Genomic DNA, 21,680 nt, shown 5'->3' with positions numbered 1-21,680 from the left:
CAGAAAGCAGTGGAAAACCATGTGAATGGTGCTGTTTGGGCATTTGATTATGATAAGATGTTCTGTGTATTGATGGAAAATGAAATTTGCCGAAAGGTGTGTGAAAAGAATAAATATAACAATTGGATGAATCTGATTGGACAGTATTGTGTTTCAAGGACTTAAAGACGAAGAAAGTTGTTGGAGAGAAGTAATTTCCAGCAACTCTGTCTTTAATGAATAGAGTTCATTTTTTTATTCAACTATTCCCATAATATATACAATATGTAAATGTGCAATTCAAATATCAGTTTATGCTAAGTACAAAAATAATAATAATTACTATTATTGACAAAAGAATAATTATCATGTATAATACAGATATACAAGAAACAAAGTGTTAGAAAAATTGCTAGGAACTTGGTAACAAAAATAAATCGACATTGAAAAGGGAAAATGACTATGAAAAAATATGAATGTGAACCATGTGGCTATATTTATGATCCGGCAGTAGGCGATCCAGACGGAGGTATCGCTCCAGGAACTGCATTTGAGGATATTCCAGATGACTGGACATGCCCAATCTGCGGATTAGGAAAAGATGTTTTCGTTCCTGTAGAAGACTAAGCAGAAAATGCAGATACGAAACTGCCAGACATTAAAAGAGCCTAAGAGAACATATAAAAGAAATGGAGCATTCCTGTTAAGTAACAAATAACCGGTTTGCAAAAAATGAGTGCCACCTATAGAATAATGATTGTTAACTGGCCGGTTGACAAATCATCGTTCAAAGGAGACACCCACAAATGAATTATAAGCAGAATGAAAAAATCAATCAAGTAAAAGAATCAACTTTGGTAGTTGGAATTGATATCGGAAGTACGACACAGTATGCCAGAGCATTTGACTGGAGAGGCATTGAACTTGGGAAAGTCTTTACATTCAGCAACAGCAGAGAAGGTTTTGAAGCCTTTAAAGCATGGATGCAGCGTTTACAGGACAAGTACAGAAAGTCAGATGTTATCGTAGGTATCGAGCCGACAGGTCATTACTGGTTTGATCTTGGCGCTTATCTTGAGGATGAGGGCATCCTCCTGGTTATGGTTAACCCTTATGCGGTAAAGCAGACCAAGGAACTGGATGACAACAGCCAAAGCAAGAATGACAGGAAGGATCCGAAGGTGATCGCAAAGCTGGTTACCGAGGGCCGGTATTCTGCACCGTATACACCGGATGGTGTGTATGCTGATTTAAGAATTATGGTGACCAATCGTAAGAGACTCATCAGGGAGATGACCCAGATCAAAAACAGATTTGCCAGATGGTTCGCCATATATTTCCCCGAGTACACAGATGTGTTTGGGGACTATGAAGCACAGAGCAGTATGCTGCTTCTAAAGAAAGTTTGTACTCCGGAAGCAATCGTGGAACTGGGAGCCGAGAAAATCAATCAAATCTGGCGAGATGCAAAGCTTAGGGCTGTAGGAATGAAAAGGGCAACGACCCTGTGTGAGACAGCAAAACGCAGCATTGGCTTAAAGAAAGGCTCTTCGGCTGCCCAGTATGAAATGAAGCTATTGCTCGAGGATTACGAATACAAAAAGGCACAGCTTGACGCCGTTATAGAGGAGATAGAAAAGTTGTGCAGGAAGATACCCGAAAGCGAGCAGATGCTTGCCATCAAAGGTATAGGAGTGATCACGGTAGCCGGATTTCTGGCAGAAGTGGGTGATGTGAGGCGTTTCGAATCACCCAGACAGATACAAAAGCTGGCAGGACTCTCATTACGGGAGAACAGCTCTGGAAAGCACAAAGGACAGACGACCATAAGTAAAAGAGGGCGGAGTAAGCTGCGGGCAGTACTGTTCAATGCAGCGATTCCGCTGATAGCTACGAATCCAGAGTTTAAGTCATTGCATGAGTATTACACGACAAGAGCGAACAATCCGCTCAAGAAGAAACAATCCGTGATTGCAATCAGCTGTAAGCTGATACGAGTCTTTTATGCCATCCTTGCAAATGGAGTGACCTATGATGCGCAGAAGATGCTTTCTGACATTCACAGGCAGCCACAGGCAGCATAAGAAGATCAACTGTGAGATTCAGGAGACGTCCGCCGCAAGGTGCTGAAAGAAACAGAAGAATTTCATAAACATAAAGAGCCAAGTCAGATTTTTTACCATCAGAGCAGAGACTCAGCAATGGAGCATCATGACACCCCTTTATGGATAAGCAGAACGAAGGAATTAAGGACCCTGAAGTTATAGGAGATCCCGTATGATATGGGAGGTTAGGCTGCCGTAAGGAGTTGGGGAAGAGAGGCCGATCATAGCAGAATAAGACGACGTCTTGTTTTGTGTACCCTAAACATCCGTATATCCATGATTTATGGCCAAGGGGAATGACATAGACTTAGAAGTAATCTCTATGAAAAAATGAAAATGTGAGAAAAAGCGAGTTAACAAGAGAAAAACAAAGATTATTATGGGAGGTCAAATTATGACTTACGATTTAAACATTACCTTTGATGACAATTTAGTAACAGGAAATAAAACAATCGATACACAGCACAAAGAATTGATTGACCGTATTCAGAACTTTGTAATTGCCTGTCAAAATGGCGACAGCAAGGTAAAGGCGATCAAACTTCTGGATTATCTTAACGAGTATACTGACTTTCATTTTAAAGAAGAAGAAGCACTTCAGGAAAAAGCCGGTTATCCAGAGCGTGAAAAACATTATGAAAAACATGAAGAGTTTAAAAAGACAATTCAGGAACTGTATGAATACCTTCAGGAGTATGAAGGACCAACAGATCGGTTCAGTGAACTTGTACAGAAAAATGTAATCGACTGGCTGTTTGGACACATTAAAACATACGACCGCTCTGTGGCAAAATTTATCTTTATGAAACAAAATCCAGATCGATGCTAAAATAAACCAGGGAACGAGTTCACTCAGAATGTAGACAACGTGATGAAGTAAACTAGGGGCTGTCATAATGCAGCCCCTTTCCTGTTATAGCGATATTCTAGGTAATATATTGCGCTGGCATGACAAATTATTTTACTACTACTATATGGGAAGAGCAAGCAGCTCTTCTTTTTTTGTCCTTTTTATCCAATTTTAAGTTGTAAAGTCTCTTTTCATGCCAACAGAAATATGCTAAATTGATTTTATAGAACAAGATATAATTCCACTTATATATCTGAGGAAAATGAATGAGAGAGAAAACTATATATGAGAAGATTGCAGAAAAGTATAACACAACACCAGAAGAAGTACGCAGAGAAATGCAGATAGCCATAGATGCAGGATTTGTTAATCCTGACCCGGCAGTGCAGGAAGAATGGAAGAAAATGACACTTAAAGGAGACAGGCCCACACCGGAAGAAGTAATCAATTACGCAGTAAAAAAATTAAAAGGAAATTAAAAATATGAAGAAAAAGATAATTGCACTAATTTCAGGAACAGCAATCTTGATAATTGCTGTAGGAAGTATTTATGGGAAATTTGAATCCAGTCATAAAGAAGGCGAACCAGATGTAGTTGGAACTTTTTCTGTAAATCGGGATGAAAATATAACCGTGGTCGCAAATAGGGAAGATATTGAGGATAGAGAAGCGTTTGCAAGAAAACTTTTGCAGATGTACAAGGATGATTCTTTTCATTCGACAAAATTCTCCACAGACAGAGGATATGCGACGAGCATTGATATGAACATCTATTTATGGAAAGAAGATATTGAAGACGGGGAATCGGTAATGACAGCCGAATATAGACTTGTAGAATACGGAAAGGACTATGATGTTGTCAATAATCCTGATAAATTTCAACTATATATAGATGGAAAAGAGATTAAATAGTAATCTCCTGAAAGCAAGCTTTTTGTCAATTATTTCAAAGAAAAATTAAAGGATAACAATACATAGTTTTGACAATGATATTTTGAAAAATTTTATAGGAATGCTCTATTATCAAATTGACATAGGAATATGGTAGCGTATAATTAGAATTGAATACACTGAAAAATGGAGGAATTACATGAAAGCACATAAATATTGGTCAGTAGGAGCATTGATCACAATGCTTGGGACTTTTTACACTGGATATAAAAAGCAAAAATCAAGTCACAAATACTTTGCTTTAAGTTCTATGTTATGTATGGTAATGGCGATATATACAGGTCATAAAATGATTACCGGGAATAGGAAGAAAAAGGCGAATAAAGAGAAAGATACAGAAAGGGAGGGATAAATAATGTTGGAAGTAGGGGTTAAGGCACCGGATTTTGAGTTGCCAGATCAAAATGGGAAAATACATAGATTATCGGATTATACAGGAAAAAAAGTGATTTTATATTTCTATCCCAAGGATAATACAGCGGGATGCACGAAACAGGCATGTGGGTTTTCTGAGCGATACCCGCAGTTTACCGAAAAAGGAGCAGTTATTCTTGGAGTCAGTAAGGATTCTGTATCCTCTCATAAGAGATTTGAGGAAAAATATGGATTGGCATTTACACTTTTAGCAGATCCAGAGCGGAAAGTTATTGAAGCATATGATGTATGGAAAGAAAAGAAAAATTATGGAAAAGTCTCTATGGGAGTAGTAAGAACCACATATCTTATTGATGAACAGGGGATTATTATAAAGGCAAATGATAAAGTCAAGGCTGCAGATGATCCTGAAAATATGCTCAAGGAATTAGATTAATGAAGATAATATTATCCCCTGCTAAAAAGATGATTACAGATACTGACAGCATAGCGCCGGATGGATTGCCTGAATTTATTGAAAAGACGACAGAGATACAAAGTTGGTTGAAAAGTAAGTCAAAAGAAGAACTGAAGACTATCTGGAAATGTAATGACAAAATTACAGAACAGAACTTCAATAGATTGGAAAACATGGATCTTTATCATTTACTTACCCCAGCTGTCTTATCATATGAAGGAATTGCTTTTCAATATATGGCTCCATCCGTGTTTGAGGACAGTCAGTTCGAGTATGTACAAAAGCATTTGAGAATAATATCTGCATTTTATGGTGTGTTAAAACCAAGGGATGGTGTGACGCCTTATCGTTTGGAAATGCAGGCGAAGGTTGGAATAGGAGAAACAAAAAATCTGTATGAGTACTGGGGAGATTTATTATACCGCTCAGTGATTGATAACAGCAGGATTATAATCAATCTGGCATCGAAAGAATACTCTAAGTGCATAGAAAAATATCTGACACGACAGGATAGATACATTACGATTACATTTTGTGAGTTATCAGGAGATAAACTGGTGACAAAAGGTACATATGCTAAGATGGCCCGTGGTGAAATGGTTAGGTTCATGGCTGAAAACAGAATTGAAAATCCTGAGGATATTAAGAAATTTGATAGACTAGGCTATTCATTCCGCTCTGATTTATCATCAGATGCAGAATATGTTTTTGAACGGAAAAAATGATGATTGAATGATTATTTTAAATAAAAGGTAATCAGTAATATTGATTATTATAATAATAGAAGGAGGAACAAACTAATGAAATATGTATGTGACGTTTGCGGATGGGAATATGATGAAGAGGAAGGTTATCCTGAAGGTGGTATTGCACCAGGAACAAAGTGGGAGGACGTTCCAGAAGATTTTGAATGCCCATTATGTAATGTTGGAAAAGATCAGTTTTCAGAAGTTGAATAAAATTCTGATTATTTAAATACAGATAGATAAACAAAAACCCTGGTGCGTGTGAGCAACAGGGTTTCAGACTGTAGACAAACTTGGTGTTGGGTGTTATGCCCAGCACCATTTTTCTTTTAAAACTTCTTTTCTTTTTATTTTCTTCAAAATCAACAAAAATCTGGCTGTGTTCCAACCTCGTTTTTCCAGGATCTTTGCCAGTTTTTTCAAATTCATGCATGCAAAGGTAAGCCCGGCTTTCATTTCCATCCGTGCTTTTTTCCAGAATCTTTGAAAAGATATGCTCAAAAAGGTCTGTATCTTTGAAACGGCGGGTATAATTCTTTCCAAATGTAGAGAAATGAGGTACTGGATCTAACATGTTTAGTCCGAGAAACCAACGGTATGCAACGTTTACCTCGATCTCTTTCATGGTCTGACGCATGCTTTTTATCCCATAGAGATACTGAATGAATGGTATCTTTATCAGCATGACGGGATCCATACTGGGACTGCCGTTATCCGGACAGTATTTTTCTTCAACCAGATCATAAATAAAATTCCAATTGATTGCTTTATCAATCAATCGCAGCATATGGTTTTGAGGTACCATGTCATCCATGGAAAACATCATCATTTGTTCTCTGTTTTTATCTGCATTTTTCGTCATCATAAAAAACACCGCCCTTCTGATATTTATTATATCAGAAAAGCGGTTCCAACAATAGCAAAACCCTGCAAAAGCAGGGCTTTGTCTACAGTCTGAAGCAGCTGGATTACAGCTGCTTCAGTACGTTTAAGAGTTTTGTATTATCGTCGTGCATCATGATGCAGAAGCGGACAAATTCGCCGTCCAGGCACTGGAAGGAAGAACAGTCGCGGATCATCAGGCCTTTTTTGATGCAGGCCTCAAAGACATCGGCGGAAGTCAGACCGTCCCGGCGGATTTTTAATAAGATGAAATTGGCATAGGCAGGATAAACTTTAAAAGTAGGGATATTTTGAAGTTCCTGCTCCATGCGGTCACGCTCATCGAGGATCAGATCACGCGTTTCCTGAATGTAGTCGTGGTCACGGAGCATCAGCTCTCCGGCAAAGGCACCAAGACTGTTCAGTGACCATGGCGTCTGTTTTTCTCGCATTTTGGAAAGAAATTCCATATTTCCGGTAATTCCGTAACCGAGACGCATGCCCGGTGCAGCATAAAATTTAGAAACACCACGCAGTACCATAAGATTGGTAAATTCTCTGGTCAGAGGAATTGCAGTTATTTCTTCGACATCCGGTGCGAACTCTACGTAAGTTTCATCGATCATGACAAAAATATCTTTATCTGCACAGAATGCGATCAGTTTGCGGAGATCTTCCTGCATGATCGCAGAGGAAGTCGGATTATTCGGATTGCAGAGAATCAGGAAATCATAACCGTTTTCCAGAGTTTTGCACAGATCCTCTACATCGAGAGTGAAATTTCGTTCTTCTCGCAGATGATAATATTCCTGTGTGCTTCCGGAGAAAGAAAGTTCTCTGGAATATTCGGAATATGTCGGTCCGAGAATCAGGGTGTGTTTCGGCGCACGTTCCTGAATCAGAAGTGAGATCAGTTCACTGGAACCATTTCCCGGTAAAATAAATTCAGCGGGAATCCTGCAGTATTCTGAGATCGTATTTCTGAGAGATACATAATCTCTGTCCGGATAAGAAGAAAAAAGATCGACATTTTCTGCAATTTCTTTTTTTACAGAGGCGGAGAGGCCAAGAGGATTGACATTTGCCCCGAATTTAACGATATCTTCTTTATTTAAATGATAGTAGTCACATATTTTTTCTATGTCACTTCCATGAAAAACCATTTTTGTAGTCATAAGGTTACACTCCTCATTTTTTCGCTATTTACTATAATAAATCATCGAAGCGTTTTTTACAATAGACAACCGCCGAAGATGTGTTATACTAGAAAAACAGGTGTTGCTGTGAACACAGGCAGTATTCCGCGAGGTGTTTTGGAATGGATTTTGACCAAGTTGCTGTGAACGGAGTGAACAGTAACAAACAGGTGTTGTTGTGAACAGCAATAACTAATAAATATGCAAGACGGGGGAATGAATATGAGATTGCAGACAGTACAGGATGCATTGAATCAAAAAAATATCAGGTTTGAATATACCGAAGAAGACGGATGCGGAAGTCTGGATTTTATGTTCCGCGGACTGAAATTCCATGTGTGGGAATATCACGATGGAGTCTGGGGTGCAGAGACAAATATCTATGAGGCAGGCAGAAGTGAGGATATTGAGGGCGATTATGAAGAAAAGATTGCCGGAGAAATTCTGTCATGGCCGGATATGATCAATAATTAAGCAGGAGAGAAAAATGAAACTTGTAAACATTGCCGATGAAGGCGCAAAATATAAATGGCAGCTTTATGATCTGTATGATAAAACATTTCCGGAACAGGAGAAAAAGCCCCTGCAGGTAATGGAAAACCTGGTAGCAGATGGAAAGATGGAGATGCTTGCAATGGTTGACGAAGATGAATTCGTAGGACTGGCAATCAATCTGATCGATGCGGAGCAGGATAGGGCGCTTCTGGATTATTATGCAATTGTACCGGAGAAAAGAAATTACGGATATGGAAGCAGGGGACTGGAGGCATTACTTAAAAAGTTCAAAAATCATAAATATATTTTTGAAATAGAAACACAGGATGAAAAAGCAGAAAATGCTGAAGAACGCAAAAAAAGAAAGGCTTTTTATCTTCGGAACGGACTTCAGGAGACGGGATTGTTTGTAAATGTGTATGATACAGATTTTGAAATCCTTACACCGGACGGTGAGCTGACTTTCTGGGAATATGTAGATTTTCTGCGAGAAGTAATGTATGAAGAATACGTACAGATTCTTCGCCCGACATTGATTGCGATGAAAAAATAATAAAAATACAAAAGGAAATTGAGGACAGGGAATGTGGGAGAAAATGTGGTTTTAGTTTATCTGGTAGTATGTTTTTTTGTATTTCTGGCAGGATTTGTGGATTCGATTGCCGGAGGAGGCGGACTGATCTCACTTCCGGCATATATGATTGCGGGACTGCCGGTACATACTGCAATTGCAACAAATAAAATGAGCAGCTCCATGGGAACTTTCGTGGCATCTTTTCACTACATGAAAAAAGGCTTTATGAAATGGAAAATCTGTATTCCGGCAGTTTTTGGTGCAATTGCCGGATCCTGGATAGGATCTCATCTGGCTCTTCTGATTTCGGAGAAAGCTTTAAAGATCGCCATGCTGGTTGTGCTTCCGGTCATTTTGTTTTATGTACTGAGAAGCAAAGCACTGAAAGGAAAAGACGAAAATGCAACAGAAGTAATCAATGGAATGCTGATTTTTAAAAGTATTCTGATCGCAGCTGTAGTTGGTATTTATGATGGGATTTACGGACCGGGAACAGGAACATTTCTGATGCTTTTATTTACCGGTTTCTGTCATATGACATTAAACGATGCAGCAGGTGCCACAAAGGCAATCAATCTGACAACCAATATCACAGCACTTGTCGTATTTCTGATCAATGGCAAAGTGCTTTTGCCACTGGGAATTGCAGCAGGAGTTTGTAACATGGCAGGGAATTATCTTGGAAGTCATAGCTTTACTTCAAACGGTCACAAGATCGTAAAACCGGTTATGATTGTGGTGATCGTGATCTTCTTCATTAAAGTATTAACAGAACTGATTTGAAACACACAAAAGGGGACTTATTTCACATCCCCCTTTGTCTACAGTCTGAAACCCTGGTGCGTGTGAGCAACAGGGTTTTTTATTGCGATAGTTTGTGATGATATCACAGAAAATGATTTACCTTTTGCTTATAATGTAACTACAAACAAAGTAAGGAGGTAGTCTAAATGAGATTAAAAGATAAAGTTGCAATCATTACGGGTGGAAGCCGTGGTATAGGATTTGCTACAGCTGATAAATTCTTGAAGGAAGGTGCTTCAGTTGTGTTGGCAGCAAGTTCACAGGAATCGGCAGATGTTGCTGTAGATAAATTAAAAGAAAAATATCCCAATGCAATAGTTGCTGGAATTAGTCCAAATCTGGCAAGCATGGAGTCTGTCAGAAAGGCTTTTAAAGAGGCAACTGAAAAATATGGATGTGTCGACATACTGGTAAATAATGCAGGGATTTCAGAAAACACCTCATTTATGGATTATACAGAGGAGACTTTTGATAAAGTCATGGATCTAAATGTAAAAGGAGTATTTAATACTACTCGTGTAGCAGCAGAATGTATGGTGGCAAGAGGCAAGGGGGTCATTCTCTCAACTTCTTCCATGGTGAGTATTTCGGGACAGCCAAGTGGGTTTGCTTATCCGGCATCGAAGTTTGCAGTAAACGGATTGACTGTATCATTAGCAAGAGAACTAGGACCTAAAGGTATTCGTGTTAATGCTGTTGCACCTGGGATTACAGAAACTGATATGATGAAGGCCGTGCCAAAGGAAGTTATCGAACCTATGATTGAAAGAATTCCATTGCGTCGTCTTGGACAGCCAGAAGATATTGCAAATGCGTTTGTGTTTCTTGCTTCAGATGAGGCGAGTTACATTACAGGTGTTATATTAAGTGTAGATGGTATGGCAAGAAGTTAAGTTAATGAGGTATGGTGATGTAATCACGGAAAATAAATGAAATTAAGACCATAATAAATCTACAAAAAGAAAAAGATAAGGAGGACTGTAAAATGTCTGCTATTAATATCAATAAAAATAATTTTCAGAACGAAGTACTGAATTCCGATAAACCCGTTCTTTTAGATTTTTGGGCATCTTGGTGTGCACCTTGCCGCATGGTAGTACCTATTGTAGAGGAGATTGCAAGTGAGCGTAGAGATATTAAAGTTGGAAAGATTAATGTAGATGAAGAGCCTGAACTGGCAAATAAGTTCAGTATTATGAGCATTCCGACTTTAGTGGTTATGAAGAATGGGAAGATTGTACAGCAGGTTTCAGGGGCGAGACCTAAGAATGCGATTTTAGAAATGCTTTAGGGAGGTGTGCTAATGGGATTTTTTGATCTCTTTAAACAGTCGAATATTAATCAAGGCATAGAAGAATATAAAAGGACTGATGATGCAGTTCTGCTGGATGTACGTACACCGCAGGAATATCAGGGAGGACATATACCAGAAAGTAAAAATGTGCCGTTGCAGCAACTTGACAATATTGCTTCTGTAGCGAAGAATAAGGATATCCCACTGTTTGTATACTGTTATTCCGGTTCACGAAGCCGCCAGGCAACTGGGATACTGCAACGAATGGGATATTCTAAAGTAAATAATATCGGTGGCATTGCAGCTTACTCAGGAAAGGTGGAAAAATAAGATGAAGGTAATAATTGTAGGAGGTGTAGCCGGAGGAGCTACAGCCGCAGCAAGAATACGCAGACTGAATGAACATGCTGAAATTACTGTGTTTGAAAGATCCGGATACATATCCTATGCAAATTGTGGACTTCCATATTATATTGGAGACGTGATCACAGACCCGGAAGAACTTACACTACAGACACCAGAGAGTTTTTTTAAACGCTTCCGTATTAACATGAAAATTCATCATGAAGTTATCTCCATACATCCGGAACGTAAAAAGGTTTCAGTGAAAAATTTAGAGAATGGTGAGATATTTGAAGAAAAATATGATAAGCTGATCCTCTCTCCAGGTGCAAAGCCAACACAGCCGAGACTTCCCGGAGTAGGTATTGATAAACTTTTTACACTTCGTACTGTAGAAGACACTTTTCGGATAAAGGAATATATAAATAAGAATCATCCAAAATCGGCTGTATTGGCAGGTGGCGGTTTTATTGGTCTGGAACTGGCAGAAAATTTGAGGGAGCTTGGCATGGATGTTACGATTGTCCAGCGGCCTAAGCAGCTGATGAACCCTTTTGACCCGGATATGGCATCCATGATCCATAATGAAATGAGAAAGCATGGGATAAAACTGGTACTGGGCTATACAGTAGAAGGATTTAAAGAAAAAGACAACGGAGTGGAGGTCCTGTTGAAAGATAATCCATCCCTTCAGGCTGATATGGTAGTTCTGGCAATCGGAGTCACACCAGACACAGTATTAGCAAAAGAAGCCGGTCTGGAACTTGGCATCAAGGAAAGTATTATAGTGAATGACAGAATGGAAACCTCTGTACCGGATATTTATGCTGCAGGTGATGCAGTTCAGGTAAAACATTATGTTACGGGTAATGATGCGCTGATTTCTTTGGCAGGACCAGCCAATAAACAGGGCAGAATCATCGCTGATAATATTTGTGGCGGTGATAGTCGTTACCTGGGCAGTCAGGGAAGCTCCGTTATAAAAGTGTTTGATATGACAGCAGCCACTACAGGTATCAATGAAACCAATGCCAAAAAGTCAGGATTAGAGGTAGATACAGTAATTCTTTCTCCTATGAGTCATGCCGGTTACTATCCTGGTGGAAAAGTGATGACAATGAAGGTGGTTTTTGAAAAAGAGACCTATCGTTTGCTTGGTGCTCAGATTATTGGATATGAAGGAGTTGATAAACGTATTGATGTGCTGGCAACAGCAATCCATGCAGGGCTGAAGGCAACCCAGCTGAAGGATTTGGATCTCGCATATGCACCGCCTTATTCCTCTGCCAAGGATCCTGTAAATATGGCAGGATTCATGATAGACAATATAGCAAAAGGTACCTTAAAACAATGGCATCTGGAAGATATGGATAAGATTTCTAGAGATAAAAGTGTTGTGTTGCTGGATGTGAGAACTGTAGGTGAATTTAACAGGGGGCATATGGATGGATTCAAAAACATTCCTGTAGATGAACTAAGGGAACGTATCAATGAAATTGAGAAGGGAAAGCCTGTTTACCTGATATGCCAGAGTGGGCTGCGAAGTTATATTGCCAGTCGTATTCTGGAAGGAAATGGATATGAAACATACAACTTCTCCGGCGGATTCCGCTTCTATGATGCAGTTGTCAATGACCGTGCGCTGATTGAAAAGGCATATGCATGTGGTATGGATTATTAAAAATAATCATAATATTTTTATAATTTTCTTATAGCATAAAAAGATCCCCCATTTATTAGAATGACTTTCATAATTCTGATAAATGGAGGATTCTTCTTTATATGTTACAGAAAAACAATTTTATGATCTTTGGAGTGTTTCCAGTCTTTTTGGATCAAGGATTGTGATTTTGCCGCGGGAGAGTTTGACGAGACCTTCGCCTTGAAAGTATCGAAGCATTCGAGTGATAACTTCCCTGTGGGAACCAAGATGATTAGCAATCGTCTCATGAGTGATTTTCAGCTCGTTTGTTCCTTCGATAGAGGTCTCTTCTAAAAGAAATGAAGCAACACGCTTATCCAAACTCTTCCACATGATTTGTTCAATCAGCCACATGACATCAGAAAAACGGGTGGCTATTAACTCATTGGTATAGTTTGCGACGGGAGCAGATTCCTTCATAATGCCCTTATAGATTTCAGCAGGGATGATCCAAAGATCAGTATCTTTTTCTGCTTCAATGGTTACTTCAAATTGAATGGAGCGTATGATACATGAGGCGGATAAAAGACACATATCCATATCGAACAGACGGTAAAGTGTAATCTCTCGTCCTTCATCTGAAAGTATGTAGGTTCGAAGCTGCCCGGATTTAACCAGTAATAATCCAGTGCAATCCAGGTTTCCATTGTGAATGATTGTCCCTTTTTTTACATACTGTGTGATTAAATTGTCTGAAATTATTTTTTTCTGTGTTGTATTTAAGTCATTCCATAGTGGAAAACAATTTTCGAAGTTCATAACCGTTATCTCCTTTACGAACATAGTATACTTGCTTTTTTTAGATGCGTCAATTATATAACTGGCATATGCCATAAATAGAAATAAAAAGAAGTGTAATAAAGTAAATTATCTTTTCTGTGATATCATCACGGAAGCAAGCACTTATTTGGGGTATATTAAGTTCAAATAGGAGAAGGAGTTGAAAAATATGACATCTATAAATATAAATAAAGAAAAGTTTGGACAATTAATTCATAAGGAAAAACCGGTTTTGGTTGATTTCTGGGCACCTTGGTGTGGTTATTGCCGTAGAATTGGAGCGGCTTATGAAAAAATAAGTGAAGAATACAGCGATATTCTTATTGCTGGAAAAGTGAATATTGATGAAGAACCACAGATTGCAGAAGCTGAAAAGATTGAGGTGATTCCTACGCTGGTTTTATATCGAAATGGAAAGGCAATAGATTCTATTGTTGCACCTGAATCAAAAATAATGATAGAGAATTTTATTAATGAAGCATTGGAAAAATAAAAGGAGGACTGCTGTATGAATGAAAATCATGTTTACGATATGATTATCGTGGGGGGAGGACCTGGAGGGTATACATCAGCATTATACGCAGCCAGAGCAGGATTTGATACCATTGTTTTAGAAAAATTATCTGCAGGTGGTCAGATGTCATTGACCTGGCAGATTGATAACTATCCTGGTTTTGAAAATGGAATTGACGGATTTTCATTGGCAGAGAAAATGCAAAAACAGGCGGTAAAATTTGGCGCTAAAAGTGAATATGCTGAAGTTTTTAATATGGATTTAACAGGAAAGCTTAAGAGAGTAGAAACTAGTTCGGGAATTTATATTGGGAAAACAGTAGTGATTGCTACTGGAGCAAATCCAAGAGAACTTGGTCTCGCTAAAGAAAAAGAATTGATAGGTCATGGGGTTGCTTATTGTGCCTCCTGTGATGGTATGTTTTATAAAGATAAGATCGTGGTGGTGGTTGGTGGTGGAAATTCTGCTGTATCAGATGCTGTTCTTTTAAGTCGAATTGCTAAGAAAGTCATCATTGTTCATCGAAGAGATACATTACGTGCAACGAAAATCTACCATGACCAGCTGATGAAAACTGAAAATATAGAGTTTCGATGGAACAATACAGTAAATGAACTGATTTATGGAGAACGATTGACTGGTGTGCGGTTGAAAGATACAGTTACAGGAGAAGAAAACATTATAGAATGTGACGGCCTGTTTGTGAGTATAGGAAGAAAACCGACAACAGATTTTTTAGATAATCAGATAGAAATGGATAATAAAGGATATATTGTGGCAGGTGAAAACACTGAAACGAGTATTCCGGGTGTTTATGCTGTAGGAGATGTCAGAACAAAGTTACTTCGTCAGATAGTAACAGCAGTGGCAGATGGTGCTATGGCAGTACATATGGCAGAAGAGTATGTGGAGAAATAATAATCAGAATTTGAATGGTGAACTTTTTATACTGAAATATGTACGATTTCAATAATGACATGAACTTATGGGAACGTATTGCGGATACTTTGTGAACTTTATCCTGATACAATGATTATGCTGATGAAAGAAGGCATTCAGAATGGAATTACACTAGAAATACTTATGACAAAAAAACATAAGAAAACACCGGAAGAAAAAGCAGCTGTTGCGAAACAAAAGAAACAACAGATGAGAGCAAAACTGAAAAAAGAAACAAGAGATAATCTGGCTAAAGAAGAGATCTTGCAAGATGACCGATTTTTCTTTATTGCCGGTTATACCTCCGGAGGTGCACCGTATGGTATCACCTGGGAGGAAATGGGTCTGAAACCTTGGGATGATTTGGAGGAAAATAAAATGGTGTAAAAGTGGTGTAAACAAACAAAAATCAGCTGTGAAGATTATTGAAAACTATCGAAAACAATACGCTTCTCATATAAAAATATACAAAAATAACTATTCCATATATTTTTTTACATATAAAAAGAAATTGTGAAATTTTTATCTTCAAATGTGCGAAAATTATGAAAATTGTGCGTATTCATATACTTATACAGAAAAATATTCATGTAATAAGGCTAAAAAATGAAGCGTATCGGTAGAATACGGAGCTGATTTGCACAATAAAATATAAAAAAACCAGATAAATCAATACGTCATTTAAAAACAAATTCTTAACAAATAATGAATTTTGTATATATTCAAACGTTTTTGTTGCACTTCTTTTGTCAATTTGCTATAATTAATACAATAAACAGAAAGAAATGGGAGAGGTGAACTATGAATTTAGGTATCATTGCACATAATAGTAAAAAAGTTCTCATTGAAGATTTCTGTATCGCTTATAAGAACATCCTGGCCAAGCATGAAGTATATGCTACCGGCACTACAGGAAGAAGAATTGAGGAAGCCACCGGTCTTCATGTCCATAAGTTTTTACCGGGCAGTATCGGAGGCGATAAGCAGTTCATGGAAATGGTAGAGCGGCAGGATCTGGATATGGTAATACTTTTCTATAATCCTGTTATGATAGATCCGAAGGAGCCAGACATCACAGCTATTGTAAAGCGCTGTGACCAGTATAATATTCCGGTGGCGACCAATATCGCTACTGCAGAACTTCTTATTCTTGGACTGGCTCGTGGTGATCTGGATTGGAGACTGAATCTGAAATGAGAGTCATCGCAGGAAAAGCAAGACGACTGAACCTTAAGACTGTGCCGGGTATGGACACACGCCCCACCACAGACCGCATCAAAGAAACTCTTTTTAATATTCTTCAGCCTGAACTTCTGGATTGTCACTTCCTTGATCTGTTCAGCGGAAGCGGTGCAATCGGCATTGAGGCATTAAGCCGCGGAGCAGCTCGGGCTGTTTTTGTTGAAAAAAATCCCAAGGCATGCACATGCATAAGAGAAAATCTGACATTTACAAAACTTGCAGATAGTGGTACACTGCTGAATATGGACGTGATGCAGGCCCTTCGTTCCTTAGAAGGAAAGGGCGTTTTTGACTGCATATTTATGGATCCCCCATATAACCATGAGTTGGAGCGTCAGGTTCTGGAATACCTTCAGGACAGCAGTATTCTGGATGAGAATACACTGATCATCGTGGAAGCTGACCTTGCTACAGATTTCGGTTATGTGGAAGATCTTGGCTACAGACAGTTGCGTTCCAAAGAATACAAAACTAACAAGCATATCTTTTTATGCCGGGGAAAGTGAGAAAAATACATGGTAATAGCTGTTTATCCAGGAAGTTTTGATCCGGCCACTTATGGTCATCTGGACATAATCAAGCGTGCAAGCGTATCTTTCGACAAAGTAATCGTAGGAGTTTTGCATAATTCTGCAAAAAGTCCGTTGTTTTCTGTTGAAGAACGTGTTAATATACTAGAAAAGGCAACAAAAGACATGGAGAATGTAGAAATCAAGGCATTCAAGGGTCTTTCTGTGAACTTTGCCAGAGAAAATCATGCACAGGTGATCGTGCGCGGGCTTCGTGCAGTTACAGATTTTGAATTTGAACTGCAGATGGCACAGACAAACCGGGTGCTTGCTCCGGATATTGACACCGTGTTTCTGACGACAAGCCTGGAATATGCATATCTTAGCTCTACTATTATGAAAGAAGTAGCAGGCTATGATGGCGACCTGAGCAAATTTGCTCCGCCGGAAATTACCGAAGCTGTTAAGAAAAAGATGCACGATTTGAAGAAATAGAATAAGGAGAGTTTACTATGAGCAGCAGAATTGAACAGATCATTGAAGAAATCGAAGAATATGTAGACAGTTGTAAATATCAGCCACTTTCTACAACTAAGATTGTAGTGAATAAAGAAGAGATTGAAGAGCTTCTTCGTGAACTTCGTCTTAAGACTCCAGACGAGATCAAACGTTATCAGAAGATCATCAGCAATAAGGACGCCATTCTTGAGGATGCACAGACCAAGGCAGATGCACTGATCGCAGATGCACAGAATAAAGCTCAGGAGCTTGTTACCCAGCATGAGATCATGCAGAAAGCATATGCGCAGGCAAACGAGACTATCAATGCAGCGAATCGTCAGGCTCAGGAGATTCTGGATTCCGCTACACAGGATGCTAACAGCATTCGTCTCAGCGCGATCACATACACAGATGACATGATGGCAAACATCGGTTCCGTACTTACCCAGACTCTTGAGGATGCTGGTGGCAAATATAAAGGATTCATCGATGCTCTTCAGGCATGCATGGATGTTGTAAACCATAATCGTCAGGAGCTTGCGCCACAGACTGCTCAGGCAGCTGCAATGTCCGGCTCTTATCAGCCGGCTGATACAGAGGCTTCCAAGGAAGATGAAGCTCTTCTGGACGAGATTGGCGATAACTAATTTTGCCACGCGAAATATAGCAGACTTTATCTGATTGCAATTCACTAAAACTATTCTATAATTGTTTTATGTGAGCAGTGATCATATTTATAAGAATATAAGTATGAGAACAGCAGTAACTGCTGCATTCATACATTTTGCAGAAGCGTACGGATGAAGGGAGAGTTCCTTTCCAAGTACGCTTTTTGTTTGCGCCATAATACAGAATCCTCCGAATGCACTTATACACAGGGCAAGAAGTACACGAAGTGAATAAGAAAACCCGGACAGCAGAAGCCCATGAAGACCAGTGGTAACTTCTATCAGTCCGAGAAGAATATATTTTCCCTGTGCTGGAAGATACCAGAAATGACTTATGGCAGCGGACAGAATAGAGAACATAAGAATATAACCACCCAGTTTTGCCATAGTTTCAAAACTATTCATAATGACAAAATCCAGAAGCCCGGCAGAAGTATATTCCTGCTCAGATGTTTTTGGCGTACAAAAGGAAAGCAGTGAGTTTTTTCTATAGACTGTAAAGCGAAAAAAACACATGCAGATCATGTCTGATAGAAACAGAATCCCCACAAGAAAACCAATATGTAATTTTCCCTCAAGACAGATATGTCCCACATAAGTAATAAGAAAGGCCGGACTTGGATTATTGCAGAAAGTCAACAGATATTCGGCCTCCTGCCGGCTGATTTTTCCAGCATAATACAAATCTGCGGTTAATTTTGCCCCCATAGGGTAACCGGTGAGAAGTCCCAGAAGAAATACATAGGCTCCTCCTGGAGAAAGCCCAAAAACGACCTTGAAAAAAGGAGCAGTTGGTTGTAAAATTTTTGTAATCCAATCTGTGTGCACCAGAATTCCTGTAAGGATCATAAACGGAAGAAGGGTAGGCAGTAAGGTCTCTAACCACAGTTTCAGTCCATTTCTTGCCGCAGCAAGAGCTTCGGCCGGGTAACACAGAAGGAAGAGTAAAAGCAGGATAACAGAAAGCAGGATCATTTTTTTCTTCATTTTGACCTCGTTATTAAAAATAAAAGCCCAACATGTGAAGTTATAGTCAGGTTGTGTTCAGCAGCTTGAAGTATGTTTAAAAAATCATTATATAAAATTTATATTCTGTTTCTGTCTCAAAATGCCGAAAAGATAAATACAAACCATATATAAAATTTTGGAGGTAACCCATATGGCAATTTTAGAAAACTTCGAACCCAAAAATGTGTTTCACTATTTTGAGGAAATCTGTGGTATTCCACATGGTTCAGGAAATACAAAACAAATCAGTGATTATCTGATGAATTTTGCAAAGGAACATGATTTGAAATATGTTCAGGATGACATGAATAATGTTGTGATTTATAAACCTGCAACACCTGGCTACGAAAACGCGCCCACAGTCATCCTTCAGGGACATATGGATATGGTTTGTGCGAAATGCCCGGAAATCAAACATGATTTTACAAAGGATGGACTAAAGCTGGTTGTGAAAGATGGCTTTTTATCAGCCGAGGGCACTACTCTTGGCGGCGATGACGGAATTGCAGTGGCTTATGGCCTTGCGCTTTTAGACAGCACAGATTTGCCGCATCCGGCTTTGGAGGTTGTTTTCACAGTTGATGAAGAGACGGGGCTTCTGGGCGCTGACGGATTCGATTGCAGCCTTTTGAAAGGAAGAAGAATGATCAATCTGGATTCTGAAAAAGAGGGCTGTCTGTGGGTAAGCTGTGCCGGTGGTGTCGCTGGAAATTCTTATCTGCCAGTCCGGCGTGTGGACGCTTCCGGCAGAAAAGTTAACGTAAAAGTCTGTGGACTTGTGGGAGGCCATTCCGGAGCTGAAATACACAAAAACCGCGCAAGTGCCAATATTCTTATGGGACAGTTCCTTTATGAACTTTCCCATGTCTGTGGCTATGCATTGAAAGAATTAGAAGGTGGTCAGCAGGACAACGTTATTACCAAAGAATGCGAAGCGGTTCTTCTTGTGCTTCCGGAAGAAATTTCTCAGATCACTTCCCTTGCAAAGAAAATGCAGAAGGATTTCCGGACAGAATACACTGGTACAGATGATACTATTACAATTCAGATAACAGAAGAAGAGGATATGGATGCACAGGTTCTTCATCCCACCAGCCAGGAAAAAGTGCTTTTTTATCTGATGAACATGCCATTTGGTGTTAAGAAAATGAGTGGTACCATAGAAAATCTGGTGGAAACTTCCTGCAATCCCGGAATTCTGAAGCTGTATGGGGACGAGTTGTTTGTACAGACCAGTATCCGAAGCTCTGTAGGAACTGCCAAAGAGGCTCTTTCCCATAAAATCCAATATCTGACAGAATTTCTGGGAGGTGAATATGAGACCGAGGGGGCTTATCCTGCATGGGAGTATCGTAAAGTTTCTCCTCTTCGTGACAAGATGGTAGAAATTTATAAAAACATGTACGGTAAAGACCTGGAGGTAGTTGCCATTCATGCCGGTCTGGAATGTGGTATTTTTTATGAGCGAATGGAAAACCTTGACTGCACCTCTCTTGGACCGGATATTCTGGACATCCACACCAGCAAAGAACGCCTTGATATGGCTTCCGTGAAACGGGTTTGGGAATATCTGACAGAAGTATTAAAAAACCTGAAAGACTGATAAATGTCAGTTGCATCGCAGCTGCCTTCCAGAACTTTCATGGCAAATTGCAGCTATGGATACCATAGACTTTCATAATTCGAATCAGCTGTATTTGGAAAAATACTTTCCGTACAGCTGATTTTTTGTTCTAATTTTTCTGATTTTCCATATATTATCTGAGGGTGAAAAAATCGTTACTATTTACTGGTAACAAAAAATCATCCACCTTTTCCCATATATTAAAGAGAGGAAATGCCATGAAAAGAAAGACCGGGAAACACTTACTCCTTCTTCTTTTTCTTTTGCCGCTGCTTATCTTGCTTCAGAATTTTATTCAGCAAAGAAGCCAGGCCTCCCTGTTAAAACCGGACACCTGTTTTACAGAAAGCTTCCGGGAACAGGCTTTGTCGTCTGTGCTATATGCAGAGTTAGAAGAACGAGTGCTTTCAGATGGAGAATTTGCCGATCTTCTTACAACAACTATGCTGAATGGAAAATTTTTCCCCAAATATCTTTCCGGGAACAGGGAAGCATATCTGCGCTTCAAACCAAAAGCCTATTATGACCTGAGAAGCTGTTATCTGGCTGTCTGGAAAGACCTGGAAAATTTTCCCATTCCGATCAGAAACGATAGAGAAATATGGCAAGAGATTTTTTATGAAAACACCTTTGGCGCTGCCCGAAGCTATGGTGGAAGCCGGACGCACGAAGGCTGCGATCTCTTTGGCAGGGTTTCTCAATCCGGATTTTATCCTGTGATTTCCATGACTGATGGCAAAATAGAAAAAATCGGATGGCTTCCTCTTGGCGGATACCGGATCGGAATCCGTTCTCCTCATGGAGGGTATTTTTATTATGCCCATCTTGCATCCTATGAAAAATATTTTCAGACAGGTGAAGCAGTGGAAGCGGGGCAGATCCTTGGATTCATGGGAGATACCGGATACGGAGAAGAAGGAATGTCCGGAAAATTTCCGGTTCATCTTCATCTGGGAATCTACATAAATCCACAGGGAAAAGAGGAACTGAGTGTAAACCCTTACTATGTCTTACAGGCAATGGAGAAAAAAGTAAAAAAATACACTTATTGATAACAAATTTTTTGAAATATATGCTATAATGATTAAACATATGGGTAGACACACTTAAATTTAACTGCAGAATATTTTTCATAATACAATG

General features: G+C 39.3%; 29 protein-coding genes and 1 pseudogene. 25 read left to right on the top strand and 5 right to left on the bottom strand.

Features of this window, described 5'->3' with window-relative positions:
- Window positions 1-441 precede the first annotated feature (441 nt).
- The 9 genes from rd (at window position 442) to AB5618_RS16440 (ending at window position 5,676) form a co-directional block, all read left to right on the top strand.
- The gene (gene rd, locus AB5618_RS16480) at window positions 442-606 is read left to right on the top strand and encodes a rubredoxin (RefSeq protein ID WP_148463579.1); all 165 of its coding nucleotides are present in this window, start codon (window positions 442-444) and stop codon (window positions 604-606) included.
- 179 nt (window positions 607-785) lie between these two features.
- Entirely contained in the window at window positions 786-2,063 is a 1,278-nt protein-coding gene (locus tag AB5618_RS16475; protein ID WP_118701149.1) for an IS110 family transposase, read from the top strand.
- A gap of 415 nt (window positions 2,064-2,478) precedes the next feature.
- Complete coding sequence (locus tag AB5618_RS16470) at window positions 2,479-2,913, top strand: bacteriohemerythrin (RefSeq protein ID WP_019161195.1); 435 nt, start codon at window positions 2,479-2,481, stop codon at window positions 2,911-2,913.
- Window positions 2,914-3,200: 287 nt separating this feature from the next.
- On the top strand, window positions 3,201-3,413 hold the full coding sequence (locus tag AB5618_RS16465) for a sporulation initiation factor Spo0A C-terminal domain-containing protein (protein ID WP_148463578.1): 213 nt from the start codon (window positions 3,201-3,203) through the stop codon (window positions 3,411-3,413).
- Between the two features lie 4 nt (window positions 3,414-3,417).
- Window positions 3,418-3,846, top strand: coding sequence for a hypothetical protein (locus AB5618_RS16460; protein ID WP_148463577.1), 429 nt, complete (start codon window positions 3,418-3,420; stop codon window positions 3,844-3,846).
- Between the two features lie 178 nt (window positions 3,847-4,024).
- Window positions 4,025-4,237 carry a DUF6219 family protein gene (locus tag AB5618_RS16455; protein WP_005421604.1) on the top strand — a complete coding sequence of 71 codons (213 nt, stop codon included), beginning with the start codon at window positions 4,025-4,027 and terminating at the stop codon, window positions 4,235-4,237.
- Between the two features lie 3 nt (window positions 4,238-4,240).
- Entirely contained in the window at window positions 4,241-4,696 is a 456-nt protein-coding gene (gene bcp / locus AB5618_RS16450) for a thioredoxin-dependent thiol peroxidase (RefSeq protein WP_055060581.1), read from the top strand.
- Window positions 4,696-5,442, top strand: a complete 747-nt coding sequence (gene yaaA, locus AB5618_RS16445; protein WP_148463576.1) for a peroxide stress protein YaaA — start codon at window positions 4,696-4,698, stop codon at window positions 5,440-5,442. Before bcp ends, yaaA begins: the two co-directional genes overlap by 1 nt.
- A gap of 75 nt (window positions 5,443-5,517) precedes the next feature.
- A complete protein-coding gene (locus tag AB5618_RS16440) occupies window positions 5,518-5,676 on the top strand; it encodes a rubredoxin (RefSeq protein WP_005339874.1) in 159 nt (52 codons plus the stop codon).
- Between the two features lie 93 nt (window positions 5,677-5,769).
- Here AB5618_RS16440 and AB5618_RS16435 read toward each other — a convergent pair whose 3' ends face one another.
- The 3 genes and pseudogenes from AB5618_RS16435 to AB5618_RS16425 all read right to left on the bottom strand — a co-directional run bounded on the left by AB5618_RS16435 (window position 5,770) and on the right by AB5618_RS16425 (window position 7,520).
- Window positions 5,770-5,925 carry a hypothetical protein gene (locus AB5618_RS16435; RefSeq protein ID WP_173770323.1) on the bottom strand — a complete coding sequence of 52 codons (156 nt, stop codon included), beginning with the start codon at window positions 5,923-5,925 and terminating at the stop codon, window positions 5,770-5,772.
- 7 nt (window positions 5,926-5,932) lie between these two features.
- Window positions 5,933-6,328, bottom strand: a pseudogene (locus AB5618_RS16430) (transposase); the annotation flags it as partial.
- Between the two features lie 103 nt (window positions 6,329-6,431).
- Window positions 6,432-7,520, bottom strand: a complete 1,089-nt coding sequence (locus AB5618_RS16425; protein WP_148463575.1) for a histidinol-phosphate transaminase — start codon at window positions 7,518-7,520, stop codon at window positions 6,432-6,434.
- Between the two features lie 243 nt (window positions 7,521-7,763).
- Between AB5618_RS16425 and AB5618_RS16420 the strand changes: the two genes are divergently transcribed.
- The 7 genes from AB5618_RS16420 (at window position 7,764) to AB5618_RS16390 (ending at window position 12,731) form a co-directional block, all read left to right on the top strand.
- Window positions 7,764-8,015 (top strand): kinase, encoded by a 252-nt coding sequence (locus AB5618_RS16420; RefSeq protein WP_118583122.1) that lies wholly within the window; start codon window positions 7,764-7,766, stop codon window positions 8,013-8,015.
- A 13-nt stretch (window positions 8,016-8,028) separates the two neighbouring features.
- Complete coding sequence (locus AB5618_RS16415) at window positions 8,029-8,589, top strand: GNAT family N-acetyltransferase (protein WP_148463574.1); 561 nt, start codon at window positions 8,029-8,031, stop codon at window positions 8,587-8,589.
- 45 nt (window positions 8,590-8,634) lie between these two features.
- Complete coding sequence (locus AB5618_RS16410; protein ID WP_118583172.1) at window positions 8,635-9,393, top strand: TSUP family transporter; 759 nt, start codon at window positions 8,635-8,637, stop codon at window positions 9,391-9,393.
- A gap of 167 nt (window positions 9,394-9,560) precedes the next feature.
- Entirely contained in the window at window positions 9,561-10,307 is a 747-nt protein-coding gene (locus AB5618_RS16405) for an SDR family NAD(P)-dependent oxidoreductase (RefSeq protein ID WP_005421611.1), read from the top strand.
- A 92-nt stretch (window positions 10,308-10,399) separates the two neighbouring features.
- Complete coding sequence (trxA, locus tag AB5618_RS16400) at window positions 10,400-10,705, top strand: thioredoxin (RefSeq protein WP_005421612.1); 306 nt, start codon at window positions 10,400-10,402, stop codon at window positions 10,703-10,705.
- A 12-nt stretch (window positions 10,706-10,717) separates the two neighbouring features.
- Window positions 10,718-11,038 carry a rhodanese-like domain-containing protein gene (locus AB5618_RS16395; protein ID WP_148463573.1) on the top strand — a complete coding sequence of 107 codons (321 nt, stop codon included), beginning with the start codon at window positions 10,718-10,720 and terminating at the stop codon, window positions 11,036-11,038.
- Between the two features lies 1 nt (window position 11,039).
- A complete protein-coding gene (locus AB5618_RS16390; protein ID WP_173773781.1) occupies window positions 11,040-12,731 on the top strand; it encodes an FAD-dependent oxidoreductase in 1,692 nt (563 codons plus the stop codon).
- Window positions 12,732-12,851: 120 nt separating this feature from the next.
- Here AB5618_RS16390 and AB5618_RS16385 read toward each other — a convergent pair whose 3' ends face one another.
- Window positions 12,852-13,586, bottom strand: coding sequence for a Crp/Fnr family transcriptional regulator (locus AB5618_RS16385; protein WP_347562194.1), 735 nt, complete (start codon window positions 13,584-13,586; stop codon window positions 12,852-12,854).
- Between the two features lie 115 nt (window positions 13,587-13,701).
- Here AB5618_RS16385 and AB5618_RS16380 point away from each other — a divergent pair, with 115 nt between their 5' ends.
- From AB5618_RS16380 to AB5618_RS16350, 7 genes are all read left to right on the top strand, one after another.
- On the top strand, window positions 13,702-14,025 hold the full coding sequence (locus tag AB5618_RS16380) for a co-chaperone YbbN (protein WP_055057012.1): 324 nt from the start codon (window positions 13,702-13,704) through the stop codon (window positions 14,023-14,025).
- A 15-nt stretch (window positions 14,026-14,040) separates the two neighbouring features.
- The gene (gene trxB, locus AB5618_RS16375) at window positions 14,041-14,964 is read left to right on the top strand and encodes a thioredoxin-disulfide reductase (protein ID WP_148463402.1); all 924 of its coding nucleotides are present in this window, start codon (window positions 14,041-14,043) and stop codon (window positions 14,962-14,964) included.
- A gap of 165 nt (window positions 14,965-15,129) precedes the next feature.
- Entirely contained in the window at window positions 15,130-15,372 is a 243-nt protein-coding gene (locus AB5618_RS16370; protein WP_118583170.1) for a hypothetical protein, read from the top strand.
- 414 nt (window positions 15,373-15,786) lie between these two features.
- Complete coding sequence (locus tag AB5618_RS16365; protein WP_021926957.1) at window positions 15,787-16,182, top strand: methylglyoxal synthase; 396 nt, start codon at window positions 15,787-15,789, stop codon at window positions 16,180-16,182.
- On the top strand, window positions 16,179-16,733 hold the full coding sequence (gene rsmD / locus AB5618_RS16360; RefSeq protein ID WP_148463401.1) for a 16S rRNA (guanine(966)-N(2))-methyltransferase RsmD: 555 nt from the start codon (window positions 16,179-16,181) through the stop codon (window positions 16,731-16,733). Before AB5618_RS16365 ends, rsmD begins: the two co-directional genes overlap by 4 nt.
- Before the next feature lie 9 nt (window positions 16,734-16,742).
- On the top strand, window positions 16,743-17,231 hold the full coding sequence (gene coaD / locus AB5618_RS16355; RefSeq protein WP_118583104.1) for a pantetheine-phosphate adenylyltransferase: 489 nt from the start codon (window positions 16,743-16,745) through the stop codon (window positions 17,229-17,231).
- A 17-nt stretch (window positions 17,232-17,248) separates the two neighbouring features.
- Window positions 17,249-17,884 carry an ATPase gene (locus AB5618_RS16350; RefSeq protein WP_118583101.1) on the top strand — a complete coding sequence of 212 codons (636 nt, stop codon included), beginning with the start codon at window positions 17,249-17,251 and terminating at the stop codon, window positions 17,882-17,884.
- 87 nt (window positions 17,885-17,971) lie between these two features.
- Here the strand turns inward: AB5618_RS16350 and AB5618_RS16345 are convergent, their stop codons facing one another.
- Window positions 17,972-18,892: a hypothetical protein gene (locus tag AB5618_RS16345; protein WP_148463400.1), complete on the bottom strand. Its 921-nt coding sequence runs from the start codon at window positions 18,890-18,892 to the stop codon at window positions 17,972-17,974.
- 172 nt (window positions 18,893-19,064) lie between these two features.
- On the opposite strand from AB5618_RS16345, the gene AB5618_RS16340 reads away from it, so the two are divergent.
- Window positions 19,065-20,516: an aminoacyl-histidine dipeptidase gene (locus AB5618_RS16340; RefSeq protein ID WP_148463399.1), complete on the top strand. Its 1,452-nt coding sequence runs from the start codon at window positions 19,065-19,067 to the stop codon at window positions 20,514-20,516.
- Between the two features lie 239 nt (window positions 20,517-20,755).
- Window positions 20,756-21,589, top strand: a complete 834-nt coding sequence (locus AB5618_RS16335; RefSeq protein ID WP_368366916.1) for a M23 family metallopeptidase — start codon at window positions 20,756-20,758, stop codon at window positions 21,587-21,589.
- Window positions 21,590-21,680: the final 91 nt, after the last annotated feature.

This window comes from Ruminococcus sp. J1101004sp1_RTP21198st1_B9_RTP21198_201120 (assembly GCF_040924245.1).
GTDB lineage: Bacteria > Bacillota > Clostridia > Lachnospirales > Lachnospiraceae > Blautia_A > Blautia_A faecis.
Note: the sequence above shows the minus strand (reverse complement) of the source record. Positions and strands in the feature narration are given on the sequence as shown.